Source organism: Zwartia panacis, from assembly GCF_030410395.1.
GTDB lineage: Bacteria > Pseudomonadota > Gammaproteobacteria > Burkholderiales > Burkholderiaceae_B > Zwartia > Zwartia panacis.
Genome location: NZ_JAUHHF010000003.1, coordinates 454,291 through 469,093, shown reverse-complemented (window position 1 = coordinate 469,093; position 14,803 = coordinate 454,291). Strand labels below are relative to the sequence as shown.

Below are 14,803 nucleotides of genomic sequence, written 5' to 3'. Positions count from 1 at the left end.
TTAGGAACTTTGAGAATTACCGGCTCAGGGTCTTGGCCCACTGCGGTTGGAACGGCGTATTTAGCCGTATTTAATGAGTACTGATATTTAATGAATACTGCTCATCCCCCGATAATGGGGTAGAGCCCCAAGTGTCAGTTAATATTGTTCAGACGTAAAAAAGCCCTGTAAATCAAGGGCTTAGTTATTTTTTCTGGCGGAGAGGGTGGGATTCGAACCCACGGTGGATTTGCACCCACGCCTGATTTCGAGTCAGGTACATTCGACCACTCTGCCACCTCTCCGGCGCGTGCAATTGTGTGGATCAATTGCGATGAAGCTGTTGCTTCACCTTGGTCAAGGGCGTCATTCTAGCAGAAACAGGACCGCAAGCCGCTACACTAGAGGGATCGATGTTGATCCCAACCTTTGAGCCGGACTAAGCCATGTTATTTCTGTTGTCTCCAGCTAAAAAACTCGACTATGACTCAGCCGTTCAGACTGAAATCCACTCCCAACCTTTGTTTGTCAAAGAAGCCGCACAGTTGATCAAGGTGCTCAAAACGCAGAGCGCTGAGGACGTGGCCGAACTGATGGACTTGAGTCCGGCGCTAGCCAAGCTCAACGTGGATCGTTACGCCGCCTGGAAGCCTACTTTCACTCAGTCCAATTCCCGCCAGGCTGTCCTAGCCTTTAACGGCGATGTTTACGAAGGTCTGGAGGCTGCCACCCTGAAGGAAAAAGACCTGGAATGGGCGCAAGAGCACGTGGCGATTCTGAGTGGACTGTATGGAGTGTTACGTCCTCTGGATCTGATGCAGCCCTATCGCCTGGAGATGGGAACCAAAATCGCCAATCCCGGCGGTTCAAATCTATATCAGTTTTGGGCAAAAACAATTGCCCCTTACTTGAATGAGCGTCTGGCCAAGGAGAAGGATCCCATTATCGTCAATCTGGCCTCCGAAGAGTATTTCAAGTCTGTGGACCAGAAGGCGCTGAAGGCCCGAGTGATTCAATGCGTGTTTCAAGACGCAAAGGGCCCGACATGGAAAGTGGTGAGTTTTCACGCCAAACGCGCGCGCGGCTTGATGGCGCGTTTCGCGATTGAGAAACGCATCACCAAGCCCGAGGGTTTGAAAAAATTTGCCAGTGAGGGCTATGCCTTCGCACCGGAAGTCTCCACGGAAGATAAGCTTGTCTTCCGTAGACCTGAATGACGAGGTCAAACAGGGCAGGGCTTAATGCATGCTCCAGCCATGACTGACCACAACAGACTGACCTGTCAGGGCACTGCTTTCAAAGCCGGCTAGAAACGCGACCACGTTGGCGACGTCCTCGGTGGTGGTGAATTCACCATCGACAGTATCTTTGAGCATGACGTTTTTGATCACTTCTGCTTCAGTGATCTTGAGTGCTGCTGCCTGCTCAGGGATTTGCTTGTCAACCAGAGGCGTACGAACAAAGCCCGGGCACACGACGTTGGCGCGCACGCCCTTGGGGCCGCCTTCTTTGGCGACCACGCGCGCGAGACCCAAAATGCCGTGCTTGGCGGCGACATAGGCCGCTTTCAGGCGGGAGGCTTCGTGCGAGTGCACTGAGCCCATGTAAATGATGGAGCCGCCTTTGCCGCCCGCATACATGTGTTTGATGGCTGCTTTGGTGGTGAGAAACGAACCATCGAGGTGAATGGCGATAATTTTTTTCCAGTCGGCAAAAGGGAAGTCCTCGATCGGATGCACGATCTGGATGCCCGCGTTGGCGACCAAAATATCGATACCCCCGAATGTTTGAGCCGCCAAATCTGTTCCCGCATTGACAGCAGCCTCGTCCGTGACATCCATGACGACCCCCATCGCTTTTCCACCCGACTGCTTGATTTCCTCTGCCACTTTGTCTGCCGCAGCCTGATTCAGGTCAGCGATCACGACAGTCGCGCCTTGGCTGGCGAGTTTCAAGGCGCATTCGCGTCCGATTCCGCTCGCAGCGCCGGTGATCAGTGCAACTTTATTTTGTAGTGACATATCAAACTCCTGAAGGATAGTATGTGGGTCTGGAACGTTGTCATTGTGATTGTAAAGCTGATTGGAGAGTGTCTTGAAAATTGCCGAAATCAAAAAAAACGCCTATTCGATGCCGTTCGCGAGTCCCTCTTACCCCAAAGGGCCTTATCGCTTCAGGAATCGCGAGTTTTTAATCATTTCATATCGAACGGATCCAAAGAAACTGCGTGAAATGGTGCCCGAGCCTCTGACAATCGATGATCCGATCGTGCACTACGAGTTCATCCGTATGCCTGATTCATCTGGATTTGGCGACTACACAGAGTCGGGACAAGTGATCTCCGTGATTGACGAGCAAGGTCGCCGAGGTGGTTATACCCACATGATGTATCTTGATGACGAAGCACCCATTGCAGGAGGGCGGGAGCTGTGGGGCTTTCCTAAAAAGCTCGCTCATCCAAAACTCGTCGTTGACTCTGACACGCTCGTCGGGTTGCTCAATTATGGTCAGGTGCGGGTGGCAACGGGGACGATGGGCTACAAATACGAGGAACTCGACCGGATCGCCGAGCAAAAGAAACTGCTTGAAACGCCCAATTATTTGTTCAAAATCATCCCGCACGTCGATGGCACTGCGCGCGTATGCGAGTTGGTGCGCTACTACTTGCAGGACGTCAACGTCAAAGGCGCCTGGACAGGACCTGCAAGGCTCGAGCTGTGCCAGCATGCTTTGGCGCCTGTCGCCGATCTCCCTGTCCTTGAAATCGTCGGCGCCAAGCATTTAGTCTGCGATCTTACTTTGGGTTTGGGCGAGGTCGCCTACGATTACCTGAAGCCTTGAATGCGGGATGACTAAACTGACCGGATGAGCTTCGCTGGCGGGTGTGTACATCGAACGTCACGAAGTTCTCACCTTCTGCAGGCATCGCGAGGCAGTCTTGACAATCGAGCGTTTCATGCATGTCATGCAAGCCTGTGTGCCAGTGATGACTCATTGTTTCAGCGCTGAACTCGTAATCTTTGTAATGACCTTCTGTGCGTTTGTTTTTGTAAATGAGATGAATCACGTTATAGCGCGCACCCATCATGTGCCGCATCATTTCGTCAAACCAGGGGTCTTTGGCACGCACCGACGCTGGAATGCGATCGATCGTATCAAACCAGACACGACGCATTTTTTGGGCCATATCCACAGCATTTGTCACGGTCCGGGTGCGGCTGGAATATTGAATGTCTTTGAGTCGCTCATTGACTTGGAAAATATCCACGGGCAGCGGACCTCGCGCGCTCCATAGATCGACTTGAAAAACCAAGGTGTCTTTGCGCGGCGTAGCACCTAATACATACTCGAGCGGGGTGTTGGACACACAGCCGCCATCCCAGTAATACTCGCCATCGATTTCGGTTGCTGGAAATCCTGGGGGAAGAGAGCCGGATGCCAGAAAATGCTTGGGCGTAAGCTTGGTATCTACGGAATCAAAATAAACAAAGTTACCTGTGGCGACGTTGGTCGCGCCCAGCGAGACGCGCGTCTCGCCGCTATTGATCCGGTCAAAATCTGCAAACCGTTCCAATGTCGAGAGGATCGGAGAGGTATCGTAAAAGCTCGTCGTGTCTGGAGAGCCGCCTCCAGGCGCCATGATTCGGGGCTTGAAAAAATTCTCCTGACCCTTGATGATCGCAGACATGGCGGCCATTGAGCACTTCATGGTGTGTTCGACGCCCTTGAACATCTCTCCCCAAGGTGCTAGCCACTGATCAAAGATTTTGGCGGGATCCACGCTGAGTGCGGTCGGCAAGGCGGGCGGGCTACAGATGGTTTCCCAAAACCCTCTGAGCATTTCTACTCTTTTTTCGGGAGGGTTGCCAGCAATGATGGCGCAATTCAGTGCGCCGATAGAGATGCCGGCGACCCAGTTTGGATGTATCCCGGCATTTGCCAGTCCTTCATAGACGCCCGCTTGATAGGACCCCAATGCGCCGCCACCTTGGAGCACAAGCGCGACTCTGGGATAGTCCGGAAGTTTGATACGACGTTGAGTCATGTAGGGGATCCTGAAGGCGTGGGTTGTATGTGACTATGTATGACCGCAAACTCCGCATCGATATTCGCAATCGTTTTTTGCAATTGCGTCATCGGATAGGCAAAGTTTGGCAAGCTACCGTCCACAATGGATGCAGGCAGTGGCGCAAGTGGAGTGCTGTGACCCGCTTGCAGGTGAGGAATGATCTGGGCAAGGTGATCTTTAACGATCGGATTGCTTTGCGGAGAAATCGTGAGTGCATGGGTGACCGCGTTAATTTGAGATGCCAGCATGTGGGCTTGGATCATCAGGTTGTTGAATTCAATCACGTGCCATTGACGCGCTCGTGGCTCCAGCATCATGCGATAAAAAGCTTCGGCAAAATTACCAAGTGCGACATAGACATTTTTGCGCGCAAGTCTCCAGGCAACATCAGCACGTTGAATGTCACTATTTTGGGGATCATTCTTGTTTTTTTGCAGCGTTTCGACGTAATGCAAACCCGCCCGCAAATATTCACGGTTCGCATTGATCGCTGCGCGGGCAAGCGAGGGCATAAACTGCGCTTCCCACCAGGGTAAAAAATAACTGCAGGCAAATGAAATGACCGAACCAATCAGGGTATCAAGCGCTCTGTCGGTAATGATGGTGGTGGCTGTTGGATCCACAAAATGAAATGCCAGCAATACGGCATTTGTATTGAAGACCGAAGCCATCATGTAGTTCAGTTGTAACAGGCTTCCACCAATGATCGTAGAGGCCACCATCGCGACAAATAGCCAGGTATTGTTATCTGTGCTGTATAGCGCGCCGAGGGCCACCACGCAGCCGATCAGTGTGCCAAACAGTCTCCAGCCGTTGCGTTGACGCGTGAGTGCAAACCCAGGCTTCATGATGATCAGGACTGTCAGCAAAATCCAGTAGCCCTGAGGGGCGAGTGCTGGAATCAGGGTCCAGACAGTCATGGCGGTGGCGGCTGCGAGTGTCACGCGTAATGCATAGCGACAGATAGGCGAGTCCAGACGCAAGTTGCTCGTAATCATGCCGGGGCGATATTTTTCGCGCGAGAGAAATTGACTCAGGGATTGATCGAGTACGGTAGGCTGGATGGGTTCTGATTTTTTATTCAGGTCGGTCGAGACGATCATGCGCTGGACAAGATTGGCGCTATGCCGAAGTCGACGCAAAATCTCGATGCAGAGGTTGTAGACATCGGGCTCGCGCTGCGAATAGCCGTTACGTGCCATCTGGTCAATTTCGAACTCAATCGCGCGAAGCTCAGCTTTGACACTGTTGCGTGGAGACGCCGCGCGCTCGCGGGAAACGGCCAGTGCGATCCGATCCAGGTCGACGGACATTTTGTAGAGCGCATCGCGCATGAAAATCAGAATGTCTGAGTCTCCGAGCTTAGACCGTAGCAATGAATAGTCAGTTCGAGTGGCGACCAGCGTATCCAGAATATCGATGGTGTCGACAAAGAGATTCCATAACATGATGCGTTTAGGCTGGTCGGGTCTGATCTTGCCAGAAAGCCCCCTCAGTACCATGTCGCGCGCCGCTTGTTGCTTGTCGGTCATGTTCGACTGACAGGTGATGAGCTTGCGATAGCTTTCATCCAGATCCAGATCAAGGCTGTACATGTTCGCGCGCTGGGCAACGTAATCGGAGGTGGCGAACAGCGCGACAGAAAGCGCCTGCTCTTTTTCCCTCAGATTCATGGCCCGGCTAAGGGAATAACTGAAGACGGTGTAAAACAATCCTCCGCCAAACGAGGTGAGGGTGTGCATCCAGACCTCATTGGCCGAGAGCGCCTCGTGCATGGTGACGGTCATCAGCAACAGGCAGGCAAAACCGATCTGCCCCCCTCTTTTGCCGTATACAGACAGCATGGAATAGGCAAAACATTGGCCAATGACAGCGATCCACAACAATAGCGGGTAGTTTGAGGCCAGGCTCGTGATCGCGACAGTCAGAGTGCTCAAGAGCGTTCCGCCCAGCATCTCTCTGCCACGGTGCTCGTGGGGCCCAGGCTGATCAATAAATGCGACGCACAAGGCACCGAAAGTCGCTACCAGACCCGTCGCGTACCAACCGAACAGGCCGCCCAAAATGGTCACGGGCAGAAGGGTGCCTGCCGCGCGCCTGATGCCGCTAAAGAGGTGGTGGCTGTAGATAAAGCGCTGAAGCTGGCTGGCAGTTTCGTTCATAAATCCTGTGTGCGCTGCAGCAATTTGTGCCTGGGACTCCACTCTAGCGGACTCTTGCGGAGGTGACAACCTAGTTCCGGCCTTTCCCTCTGGATTTGCGCTGCGGCGCACAACACGTTAAAGTTTCAGATTCGGGCAAAAAAGCTTATCGTTTTTGTGCGCGAAGGCGTTCGTATCTCGGTCACCGCTTTGGTACGCAACGTCAATACACAAACTTTTGCTGCTGTCCTTGCCAAAAGCTCGGGTCAGCGGCTTCCGTTTCGATCCAGTGCACCCCTGTTGGGTGCGTGCATAGCCTGATGGCGAATGTGCGCCAGGTTGACAAGGTGTCCGGGTGGCCAGGCTCAGTGAGCTTGAAAACGTCGGAGCATGTTGTCTGAATCTGTCGCGGTTCAGCGAGATCTGATCATACAGACCGCAGTCATAGGGGCGAAGCCGGTAATGAAAGGAATGACCTCATGGAACTCAATGGCGCAGACATCGTCACGCGCGTCTTAGCTGACGAAGGTGTTGAACACGTATTTGGCTACCCAGGTGGCGCGGTTCTTTACATCTACGACGCAATCTACAAACAAGACAAATTCAAACATATTTTGGTGCGACACGAGCAGGCCGCAGTGCATGCGGCGGATGCCTATTCGCGCTCTTCGAACAAGGTTGGTGTGTGCCTGGTCACGAGTGGCCCCGGCGTCACCAATGCAGTGACAGGCATTGCGACGGCCTATATGGACTCGATTCCGATGGTCATCATCAGCGGTCAGGTGCCTACGCACGCGATCGGTGAAGACGCTTTCCAGGAATGCGACACCGTCGGCATTACCCGTCCTTGCGTCAAGCACAATTTCCTTGTGCGAGATGTCAAGGACCTGGCTGACACCTTGCGCAAGGCGTTTTATATCGCCCGCACAGGTCGCCCCGGTCCAGTCTTGGTGGATATCCCCAAGGACATCAGCTTCGCACACTGCAAATACACGCCTGCCAAGTCCGAGCCTGTGATGCGCTCTTATGCGCCTGTCGTAAAGGGTCATCAGGGGCAGATCAAAAAGGCTGTGCAGATGTTGCTGCAAGCCGAGCGCCCGATGATTTATACCGGTGGAGGCGTCATTCTTTCAGACGCCTCGCCAGAGCTGCATCAGTTTGTTCGAATGATCGGTGCGCCTTGCACGAATACTTTGATGGGGCTGGGCGCTTATCCCGCGACAGACAAGCAGTTTGTGGGCATGCCAGGTATGCATGGGACCTACGAGGCCAATATGGCGATGCAGCACTGTGACGTGCTGATCGCTGTTGGCGCCCGTTTCGATGACCGGGTCATTGGTAATCCCAAGCACTTTGCTCAAAATCCCCGCAAGATTATTCACATCGACATCGATCCATCTTCTATTTCCAAGCGCGTCAAAGTCGATGTGCCGATTGTGGGTAATGTCAAAGATGTTCTGACCGAATTGATGGCGCAGTACCAAGCCGCTGCCGCCGAAACTCGCCCCAACACCGAAGCCTTGGCCAAGTGGTGGCAACAAGTCGAGGTTTGGCGTAGCAAAGAGTGCATGAAGTTTGCGGATTCGACCGAGCTGATCAAACCACAGTCCGTCGTACAAAAACTGTGGGAAGTCACGGGCGGAGATGCTTTCATTACTTCCGACGTCGGTCAGCATCAGATGTGGGCAGCGCAGTACTACGGTTTTGACAAGCCTCGCCGCTGGATCAACTCGGGCGGCCTGGGCACGATGGGTGTGGGTTTGCCCTACGCCATGGGTGTGCAGATGGCTAATCCTGATGCAACAGTCGCATGCATCACGGGTGAAGGCTCTATCCAGATGAATATCCAGGAGCTCTCGACTTGCCGTCAATATCACCTGACACCCAAGATCATTTGCCTGAATAATCGCTTCCTCGGCATGGTGCGGCAGTGGCAGCAGATTGATTACTCCTCACGCTACTCAGAGTCCTACATGGATGCTTTGCCTGATTTCGTCAAATTGGCCGAAGCATACGGACATGTCGGCATGCGGATTGAAAAGCCTGCCGATGTTGACGGTGCCTTGCGTGAAGCGTTCAAACTCAAAGACCGCCTGGTATTCATGGACTTCATTACGGATCAAAGCGAAAACGTCTGGCCGATGGTCAAGGCGGGCAAGGGCTTGACCGAGATGTTGCTCGGTTCAGAAGATCTGTAAGGGGACCACCATGAAACATATTATTTCTGTTCTGATGGAAAATGCGCCTGGAGCGCTGTCCCGGGTGGTGGGTTTGTTTTCGGCGCGTGGTTACAACATCGAAACACTCACGGTTGCACCGACCGAGGACAATACTTTGTCACGTCTGACGTTGGTGACAATGGGTTCTGATGATGTGATCGAGCAAATCACCAAGCATTTGAACCGCCTGGTGGATGTCATCAAGGTCGTTGATCTGACAGAGGGTCCGCATCTCGAGCGTGAACTGATGTTGATCAAAGTTCGTGCGGTAGGTAAAGAACGCGAAGAAATGAAGCGGATGGCGGATATTTTCCGTGGCCGCATCATCGACGTCACCGACAAAGCCTACACCATCGAATTGACTGGTAATCAAGACAAGATTCAGGCGTTTATCGACGCCTTGGATCGAAGTGCGATTTTGGAAACTGTCCGTACAGGCGTTTCCGGAATCGGTCGCGGCGAGCGAATCCTGAAGCTGTGATCTGCTGCTGAATATTTAAAGTTGTTTCAACTATTTATTGCATTCAATTTACAAAAATCTGGAGCCCAGAATGAAGGTTTTTTACGATAAAGATTGTGACCTGTCCCTGATCAAAGGTAAGACAGTTGCCATTATTGGCTACGGCTCGCAAGGTCACGCGCATGCGCTGAACCTGCATGAGTCGGGTGTGAAAGTGGTGGTGGGTTTGCGCAAAGACGGCGCTTCTTGGAAAAAGGCCGCCAACGCTGGCTTGAAAGTCGCCGAAGTCGCCGATGCAGTCAAAGCCGCCGACCTCGTGATGATGCTCTTGCCCGACGAAAATATCGGTCAGGTGTACCGTGAAAGCGTACACAGCAACATCAAGCCTGGCGCAGCCCTGGCTTTTGCTCACGGATTTAACGTTCACTACGGTCAAGTGATCCCTCGCGCAGATATCGATGTAGTGATGGTGGCCCCCAAGGCGCCTGGTCACACCGTGCGTGGCACCTATGCTCAGGGCGGCGGCGTGCCAGCTCTGGTTGCGGTTCACCAGGACAACTCAGGTTCGGCCCGTGATGTGGCCTTGTCATACGCGTGCGCCATCGGTAGCGGTCGTGCCGGTGTGATCGAGACGAATTTCCGCGAAGAAACCGAAACCGACTTGTTCGGCGAGCAGGCTGTGTTGTGCGGTGGTACGGTTGAGTTGATCAAAGCTGGTTTCGACACACTCGTCGAAGCAGGTTATGCACCTGAAATGGCTTATTTTGAGTGCTTGCACGAACTCAAGCTGATCGTTGACTTGATCTACGAAGGCGGTATCGCCAACATGAACTACTCGATCTCGAACAATGCCGAATTTGGCGAGTACGAGACAGGTCCCAAGATCGTGACCGATGCGACGCGTGAAGCCATGCGCAAGTGCCTGACCGATATTCAGACAGGCGAGTACGCCAAGCGCTTCATCCTCGAGAATCAGGCGGGTGCACCAGCTCTGATTTCACGTCGCCGTATCAACGCTGAGTCGCAAATCGAGGTGGTGGGTGCCAAGCTGCGCGCCATGATGCCTTGGATTGCTGCGAACAAGCTGGTCGACAAGACTAAGAACTGATTACCTTTAAATCAGTGAGCAGTTCAAACACGCCCCTCGGGGCGTGTTTTTTTGGGTTAACCTTCTCCCTACGATGAATACACCTCACTATCCCCACCCGATTATTGCCCGCGAGGGTTGGCCGTTTCTGGCTGGCTCGATTCTGATCGCACTGTTTGTGACCTGGTTGTCGCCAGCCTGGTCTGTGCTGTTTTGGATCATTGCGCTTTTTGTCCTTCAGTTTTTTCGCGATCCTGCACGCTCCGGTTCTACCGAGCCTCGCGCTGTGCTCTCTCCTGCTGATGGCAGGATTGTCGTGGTCGAGGAAACTCAGGATCCTTACGCTGACCGCAAGGCGCTCAAAATCAGCGTGTTTATGAACGTTTTTAACGTTCACAGCAACCGTTCGCCTGTGGATGGCGAGGTCGTAATGACCCAGTACTTTCCTGGCAAGTTTTTCAATGCCGCGCTCGACAAGGCCTCACTTGAAAACGAGCGAAATGCGATGATCTTGCGTATGCCCGATGGTCATATTGTGACTGCGGTTCAGGTAGCTGGTCTGGTGGCCAAAAGAATTCTTTGCTACACAAAGCAGGGCGACACCTTGTATCGCGGGCAGCGTTATGGTTTTATACGTTTTGGTTCCCGTGTGGATGTCTACTTGCCTCTGGGTTCACGTCCACGCGTAGCCATTGGTGACAAGGTTAGCGCGACGACAACCGTACTGGCCGATTTGCCTGAAACTCTTTGATGATCAAAACTCATGCCAGTTGACCCTTTGCGCGATCCAGAACAACGCCACCGCAGTATTTATCTGCTGCCCAACGCGTTCACGACCGCTGCTTTGTTTGCGGGGTTTTATGCTGTCGTTCAGGCGATGAATAATCGTTTTGAAATGGCGGCCATCGCGATTTTTGTCGCCATGGTGCTCGATGGCATGGATGGCCGGGTCGCCCGATTGACCAAGACAACCTCTGCCTTTGGCGAGCAATACGACTCGCTTTCGGATATGACGTCATTTGGTGTTGCGCCGGCCTTGGTGATGTACGAGTGGATGCTCCACGACTTGGGGCGCTGGGGCTGGCTGGCTGCTTTTGTGTACGTGTGCGGAGCTGCTTTAAGGCTGGCGCGTTTCAACACCAATATTGCCGTTGTCGATAAACGATTCTTCCAGGGTTTGCCCAGCCCGGCTGCCGGCGCGCTGATTGCTGGTTTTGTCTGGCTGGTCGTCGATAACCGCCTGCAGGTGCCCAAAGAGCTATTGGCTTGGACAGCGTTTGTCATCACCCTTTACTGTGGGGTGGCGATGGTCTCGAATTTGCCCTTTTATAGCGGCAAGTCGTTTGCCTTGGGACGCAGCGTCCCTTTTTGGGTCATTCTTGTCTTTGTAGCTGGTTTTGTGTTTATTTCCAGCAACCCACCCGTCGTCCTGTTTGGTTTATTCATTGTCTACGGACTGTCCGGATGGGGAGTCTGGCTCTGGCGCTGGCAGCGCGCCAGACGTTCCAGGACTTAACGCATTCTGTCGCCGTCACCCAAAGTATCTGGGTCGGGGGCGGGGTGGAATCGGTTGACCAGATTACCCTGCGGTCCCATATAGACGTACATCATTGCAGCCCAAACACCTTCTTGCTTGTAACGGTAAGCCCAGACAATCTCATTGCCTTTGGCAATGCCGTACTTGTTGGCGGGTTCGCCGAACTCACATAAAACTTGCTGGTCAGTCCATTTGCCGTTAGCCAGTACCTGGAAGTGAGCATCCGTCAGTAACTGTTGCATCTCAACGACGGTGCCTTGCTTGGTGGTATTGGTGCCCCAGGCGTATTGACCATAGGGTTGCATCGTCCAGATCAGGCGCTGTGTGCCGTCGTCGCGCGTGCAGGTGGTGGTGGGTTTGCCCAGTTTCTGAACGGCCTCGGCAACCGACATGCCAGGTTTGACGGACTGGTAGTTGGCGCAGCCGGCGAGCACGGCAACTGAGGCGGCCGCGATCGCAAAGCCTCCGGCCCGCAAGGGGCGTTTGAAAGCGGCAGCAAGCTGACTGGCTGGATTGCGGGCGGATATAGAGGTCAGTTTGGTCATTATTAGGCTCATTTCAGGGCTTGTCCGGGATCCAATCAGGATCGATTGAGTTGATTTTAGCCAATCGGCTATAATTCTGAAGCTTTATCGTAATACGTAGTGTTGAAAGTGCATTAAAATCGTAATGATTTGATTTATAAATCGTTTTTTGTTCCATCACGTCAGGACGCCTCGGTCCTGACGCTTGTCATCTGAGGTCATAAAATGTCTGTTGCTGATATTAAAAAATCTGACATCGTCGCGCAATATCAACGCGCACAGGGCGATACCGGTTCACCAGAAGTTCAAGTGGCTTTGCTGACAGCTCGCATCAATGAGCTGACAGGTCACTTCAAAACCCACATGAAAGACCATCACTCACGTCGCGGCCTGCTTCGCATGGTAAGCCGCCGTCGTAAGTTGCTAGATTATCTCAAGAGCCGCAACCCAGATTCCTATCGTGCACTGATCGAAAAACTCGGTCTGCGTAAGTGATCGGTATCCATGGGGCAGTCTCCCCGTGAGTCAACCGTGGTCGGTGCGGCACTACTGCCGCAACGTCCACGGTTTTTCATTTGTAAGGATTAAATTGTCATGTTCAATAAAGTGACCAAATCATTCCAGTATGGACAACATACTGTCGTGCTTGAGACGGGTGAAATTGCTCGCCAGTCCTCAGGCGCAGTCTTAGTAACGGTCGAAGATACAGTCATACTTGCAACGGTCGTTGCAAAAAAAGACGCCAAGGCAGGTCAGGACTTTTTCCCCCTGACGGTTGATTACATTGAAAAAACCTACGCCGCAGGCAAGATTCCTGGCGGTTTTTTCAAGCGCGAAGGCAAGCCTTCCGAAAAAGAAACACTGACTTCGCGTCTGATCGATCGTCCTCTGCGTCCATTGTTCCCAGAGGGTTTCTACAACGAAGTGCAGGTCATCATCCACGTGTTGTCCTGCAACCCTGAAATCGATCCTGATATTCCCGCAATGATCGGTGCGTCGGCTGCTCTGGCCGTTTCAGGCATTCCTTTCAACGGCCCGATTGGTGCTGCCCGCGTGGGTTACATCGATGGCCAGTACCTGGTGAACCCGACTGCGACACAGCTCAAAACTTCGCAGATGGATCTCATCGTTGCAGGTACAGAAGCCGCTGTGCTGATGGTTGAGTCCGAAGCTCAGCAACTTTCCGAAGAAGTCATGCTTGGCGGTGTGGTGTTTGGCCACAATGCGATGCAAGCCGTTATCGGCGCGATCAATGACCTCGTGCGTGAAGCCGGTAAGCCCGAATGGGATTGGCAGCCAGCGCCTAAGAACGAAGCGCTGATCGCAGCAGTGACTGCCGCCGCTCAGGACGCTCTCTACGCAGCCTATCAGACACGTCAAAAGCAAGAGCGCACCACGCAATTGCGCCAGGTCTATGCGAACGTTCATGCCAAACTGGCTGAAGCTGCTGCCGCACAGGGTGTTGCTGCTCCCGATGGCGTGACCGTCGACAACATTCTGTTTGATCTCGAAGCCAAAATCGTCCGTAGCCAAATTCTGAGCGGTGAGCCACGTATCGACGGCCGCGACACGCGTACTGTGCGTCCGATCGAAATCCGTCTGGGTGTATTGCCACGTGTTCACGGCAGCGCATTGTTCACGCGCGGCGAGACTCAGGCACTGGTGATCGCGACTCTCGGCACCAAGCAAAACGAACAAATCATCGATGCGCTTATGGGCGAGTACCGTGACCGTTTCCTGATGCACTACAACATGCCTCCTTTCGCCACTGGTGAAACAGGTCGTGTGGGTACTCCCAAGCGCCGCGAAATCGGCCATGGTCGTTTGGCCAAGCGTTCGCTTGTGCCTTTGTTGCCCGATGCGCAAGACTTCCAGTACACCATTCGCCTGGTTTCCGAGATCACCGAATCCAACGGTTCATCTTCGATGGCGTCGGTGTGCGGCGGTTCACTTGCAATGATGGATGCTGGCGTGCCTCTCAAAGATCACGTTGCGGGTGTGGCGATGGGTCTGATCCTCAACGAAGGCAAGTTCGCCGTGTTGACCGATATCCTGGGTGATGAAGATCACCTTGGCGATATGGATTTCAAAGTGGCCGGTACCGAAAACGGTATTACAGCGCTGCAAATGGATATCAAAATCCAGGGCATCACCAAAGAGATCATGCAAGTCGCACTGGCGCAAGCCCGCGATGGTCGCCTGCATATCCTGAACAAAATGCGCGAAGCGATCCAGAATTCGCGTGGTGAGTTGTCGGCATTTGCGCCGCGCATGCTCAGCATGAAGATCAATCCAGAGAAGATTCGCGATGTGATCGGTAAAGGTGGCGCCACCATCCGTGCACTGACCGAGGAAACCGGTTGCCAGATCGATATTTCCGATGATGGCACGATCGTGATTTCAAGTGCTGATCTGGATCGTGCGCACGAAGCCCAGCGCCGCATCACAGAATTGACCGCTGACGTCGAAGTCGGTCAGGAATACGATGGCAGCGTGTTGCGTCTGCTGGATTTTGGCGCAATCGTCCAGGTTCTGCCAGGGCGTGATGGTCTGTTGCATATCTCTGAGATCGCAAACTATCGCATCGCCAACATCAATGATGTCCTCAAAGTCGGTCAGGCTTTGCGCGTCAAAGTGATCGAGGCGGATGACAAGGGTCGCCTGCGTTTGTCGGTCAAGGCCATCGGTGGCATTGAGCAACAAGGCGGTGCACCAGCCGCTGAGGCAGCCGCTCCAGCCGCAGCACCCGAGGCACCCGCTCAGTAATCACTGACGGTTTCCGCTAAA

General features: G+C 53.4%; 13 protein-coding genes and 1 tRNA gene. 9 read left to right on the top strand and 5 right to left on the bottom strand.

Annotated features, from left to right (window positions below; all coding sequences use genetic code 11):
- Positions 1–194 precede the first annotated feature (194 nt).
- A tRNA-Ser gene (locus tag QWY30_RS07030) sits at positions 195–284 on the bottom strand.
- Between the two features lie 141 nt (positions 285–425).
- Between QWY30_RS07030 and yaaA the strand changes: the two genes are divergently transcribed.
- Positions 426–1,196, top strand: coding sequence for a peroxide stress protein YaaA (yaaA, locus tag QWY30_RS07025; protein WP_290239513.1), 771 nt, complete (start codon positions 426–428; stop codon positions 1,194–1,196).
- A 21-nt stretch (positions 1,197–1,217) separates the two neighbouring features.
- Here yaaA and QWY30_RS07020 read toward each other — a convergent pair whose 3' ends face one another.
- The gene (locus QWY30_RS07020; RefSeq protein WP_290239511.1) at positions 1,218–2,000 is read right to left on the bottom strand and encodes a 3-hydroxybutyrate dehydrogenase; all 783 of its coding nucleotides are present in this window, start codon (positions 1,998–2,000) and stop codon (positions 1,218–1,220) included.
- Positions 2,001–2,109: 109 nt separating this feature from the next.
- Between QWY30_RS07020 and QWY30_RS07015 the strand changes: the two genes are divergently transcribed.
- Entirely contained in the window at positions 2,110–2,820 is a 711-nt protein-coding gene (locus QWY30_RS07015) for an acetoacetate decarboxylase (protein WP_435433372.1), read from the top strand.
- On the opposite strand, the gene QWY30_RS07010 is transcribed toward QWY30_RS07015, so the two are convergent.
- The gene (locus tag QWY30_RS07010; RefSeq protein ID WP_290239507.1) at positions 2,774–4,024 is read right to left on the bottom strand and encodes a patatin-like phospholipase family protein; all 1,251 of its coding nucleotides are present in this window, start codon (positions 4,022–4,024) and stop codon (positions 2,774–2,776) included. The genes QWY30_RS07015 and QWY30_RS07010 overlap by 47 nt on opposite strands.
- Entirely contained in the window at positions 4,021–6,210 is a 2,190-nt protein-coding gene (locus QWY30_RS07005) for an FUSC family protein (RefSeq protein WP_290239505.1), read from the bottom strand. Before QWY30_RS07005 ends, QWY30_RS07010 begins: the two co-directional genes overlap by 4 nt.
- Before the next feature lie 380 nt (positions 6,211–6,590).
- Between QWY30_RS07005 and QWY30_RS07000 the strand changes: the two genes are divergently transcribed.
- The 5 genes from QWY30_RS07000 to pssA all read left to right on the top strand — a co-directional run bounded on the left by QWY30_RS07000 (position 6,591) and on the right by pssA (position 11,471).
- Entirely contained in the window at positions 6,591–8,387 is a 1,797-nt protein-coding gene (locus QWY30_RS07000) for an acetolactate synthase 3 catalytic subunit (RefSeq protein ID WP_290239552.1), read from the top strand.
- 10 nt (positions 8,388–8,397) lie between these two features.
- Positions 8,398–8,889 (top strand): acetolactate synthase small subunit, encoded by a 492-nt coding sequence (gene ilvN, locus QWY30_RS06995; RefSeq protein WP_290196837.1) that lies wholly within the window; start codon positions 8,398–8,400, stop codon positions 8,887–8,889.
- 70 nt (positions 8,890–8,959) lie between these two features.
- Positions 8,960–9,976: a ketol-acid reductoisomerase gene (ilvC, locus tag QWY30_RS06990; RefSeq protein WP_290239502.1), complete on the top strand. Its 1,017-nt coding sequence runs from the start codon at positions 8,960–8,962 to the stop codon at positions 9,974–9,976.
- Positions 9,977–10,049: 73 nt separating this feature from the next.
- Positions 10,050–10,706, top strand: coding sequence for a phosphatidylserine decarboxylase (locus QWY30_RS06985; protein ID WP_290239501.1), 657 nt, complete (start codon positions 10,050–10,052; stop codon positions 10,704–10,706).
- A gap of 12 nt (positions 10,707–10,718) precedes the next feature.
- Positions 10,719–11,471: a CDP-diacylglycerol--serine O-phosphatidyltransferase gene (gene pssA / locus QWY30_RS06980; protein WP_290239500.1), complete on the top strand. Its 753-nt coding sequence runs from the start codon at positions 10,719–10,721 to the stop codon at positions 11,469–11,471.
- On the opposite strand, the gene QWY30_RS06975 is transcribed toward pssA, so the two are convergent.
- Positions 11,468–12,037: a hypothetical protein gene (locus QWY30_RS06975; protein WP_290239499.1), complete on the bottom strand. Its 570-nt coding sequence runs from the start codon at positions 12,035–12,037 to the stop codon at positions 11,468–11,470. The two genes, pssA and QWY30_RS06975, sit on opposite strands and share 4 nt — an antisense overlap.
- Before the next feature lie 204 nt (positions 12,038–12,241).
- On the opposite strand from QWY30_RS06975, the gene rpsO reads away from it, so the two are divergent.
- Positions 12,242–12,511, top strand: coding sequence for a 30S ribosomal protein S15 (gene rpsO / locus QWY30_RS06970; protein ID WP_290239498.1), 270 nt, complete (start codon positions 12,242–12,244; stop codon positions 12,509–12,511).
- 99 nt (positions 12,512–12,610) lie between these two features.
- Positions 12,611–14,782, top strand: coding sequence for a polyribonucleotide nucleotidyltransferase (gene pnp / locus QWY30_RS06965; RefSeq protein ID WP_290239495.1), 2,172 nt, complete (start codon positions 12,611–12,613; stop codon positions 14,780–14,782).
- Positions 14,783–14,803 lie beyond the last annotated feature (21 nt).

Bases quoted from the DNA above. Each gene is read 5' to 3' on its own strand.
- QWY30_RS06975 (WP_290239499.1), bottom strand. From the start codon at position 12,037: ATGACCAAACTGACCTCTATATCCGCCCGCAATCCAGCCAGTCAGCTT.
- yaaA (WP_290239513.1), top strand. From the start codon at position 426: ATGTTATTTCTGTTGTCTCCAGCTAAAAAACTCGACTATGACTCAGCC.
- pnp (WP_290239495.1), top strand. From the start codon at position 12,611: ATGTTCAATAAAGTGACCAAATCATTCCAGTATGGACAACATACTGTC.
- ilvC (WP_290239502.1), top strand. From the start codon at position 8,960: ATGAAGGTTTTTTACGATAAAGATTGTGACCTGTCCCTGATCAAAGGT.
- pssA (WP_290239500.1), top strand. From the start codon at position 10,719: ATGCCAGTTGACCCTTTGCGCGATCCAGAACAACGCCACCGCAGTATT.
- QWY30_RS07010 (WP_290239507.1), bottom strand. From the start codon at position 4,024: ATGACTCAACGTCGTATCAAACTTCCGGACTATCCCAGAGTCGCGCTT.
- ilvN (WP_290196837.1), top strand. From the start codon at position 8,398: ATGAAACATATTATTTCTGTTCTGATGGAAAATGCGCCTGGAGCGCTG.
- QWY30_RS07020 (WP_290239511.1), bottom strand. From the start codon at position 2,000: ATGTCACTACAAAATAAAGTTGCACTGATCACCGGCGCTGCGAGCGGA.
- QWY30_RS06985 (WP_290239501.1), top strand. From the start codon at position 10,050: ATGAATACACCTCACTATCCCCACCCGATTATTGCCCGCGAGGGTTGG.
- QWY30_RS07015 (WP_435433372.1), top strand. From the start codon at position 2,110: ATGCCGTTCGCGAGTCCCTCTTACCCCAAAGGGCCTTATCGCTTCAGG.
- QWY30_RS07005 (WP_290239505.1), bottom strand. From the start codon at position 6,210: ATGAACGAAACTGCCAGCCAGCTTCAGCGCTTTATCTACAGCCACCAC.
- rpsO (WP_290239498.1), top strand. From the start codon at position 12,242: ATGTCTGTTGCTGATATTAAAAAATCTGACATCGTCGCGCAATATCAA.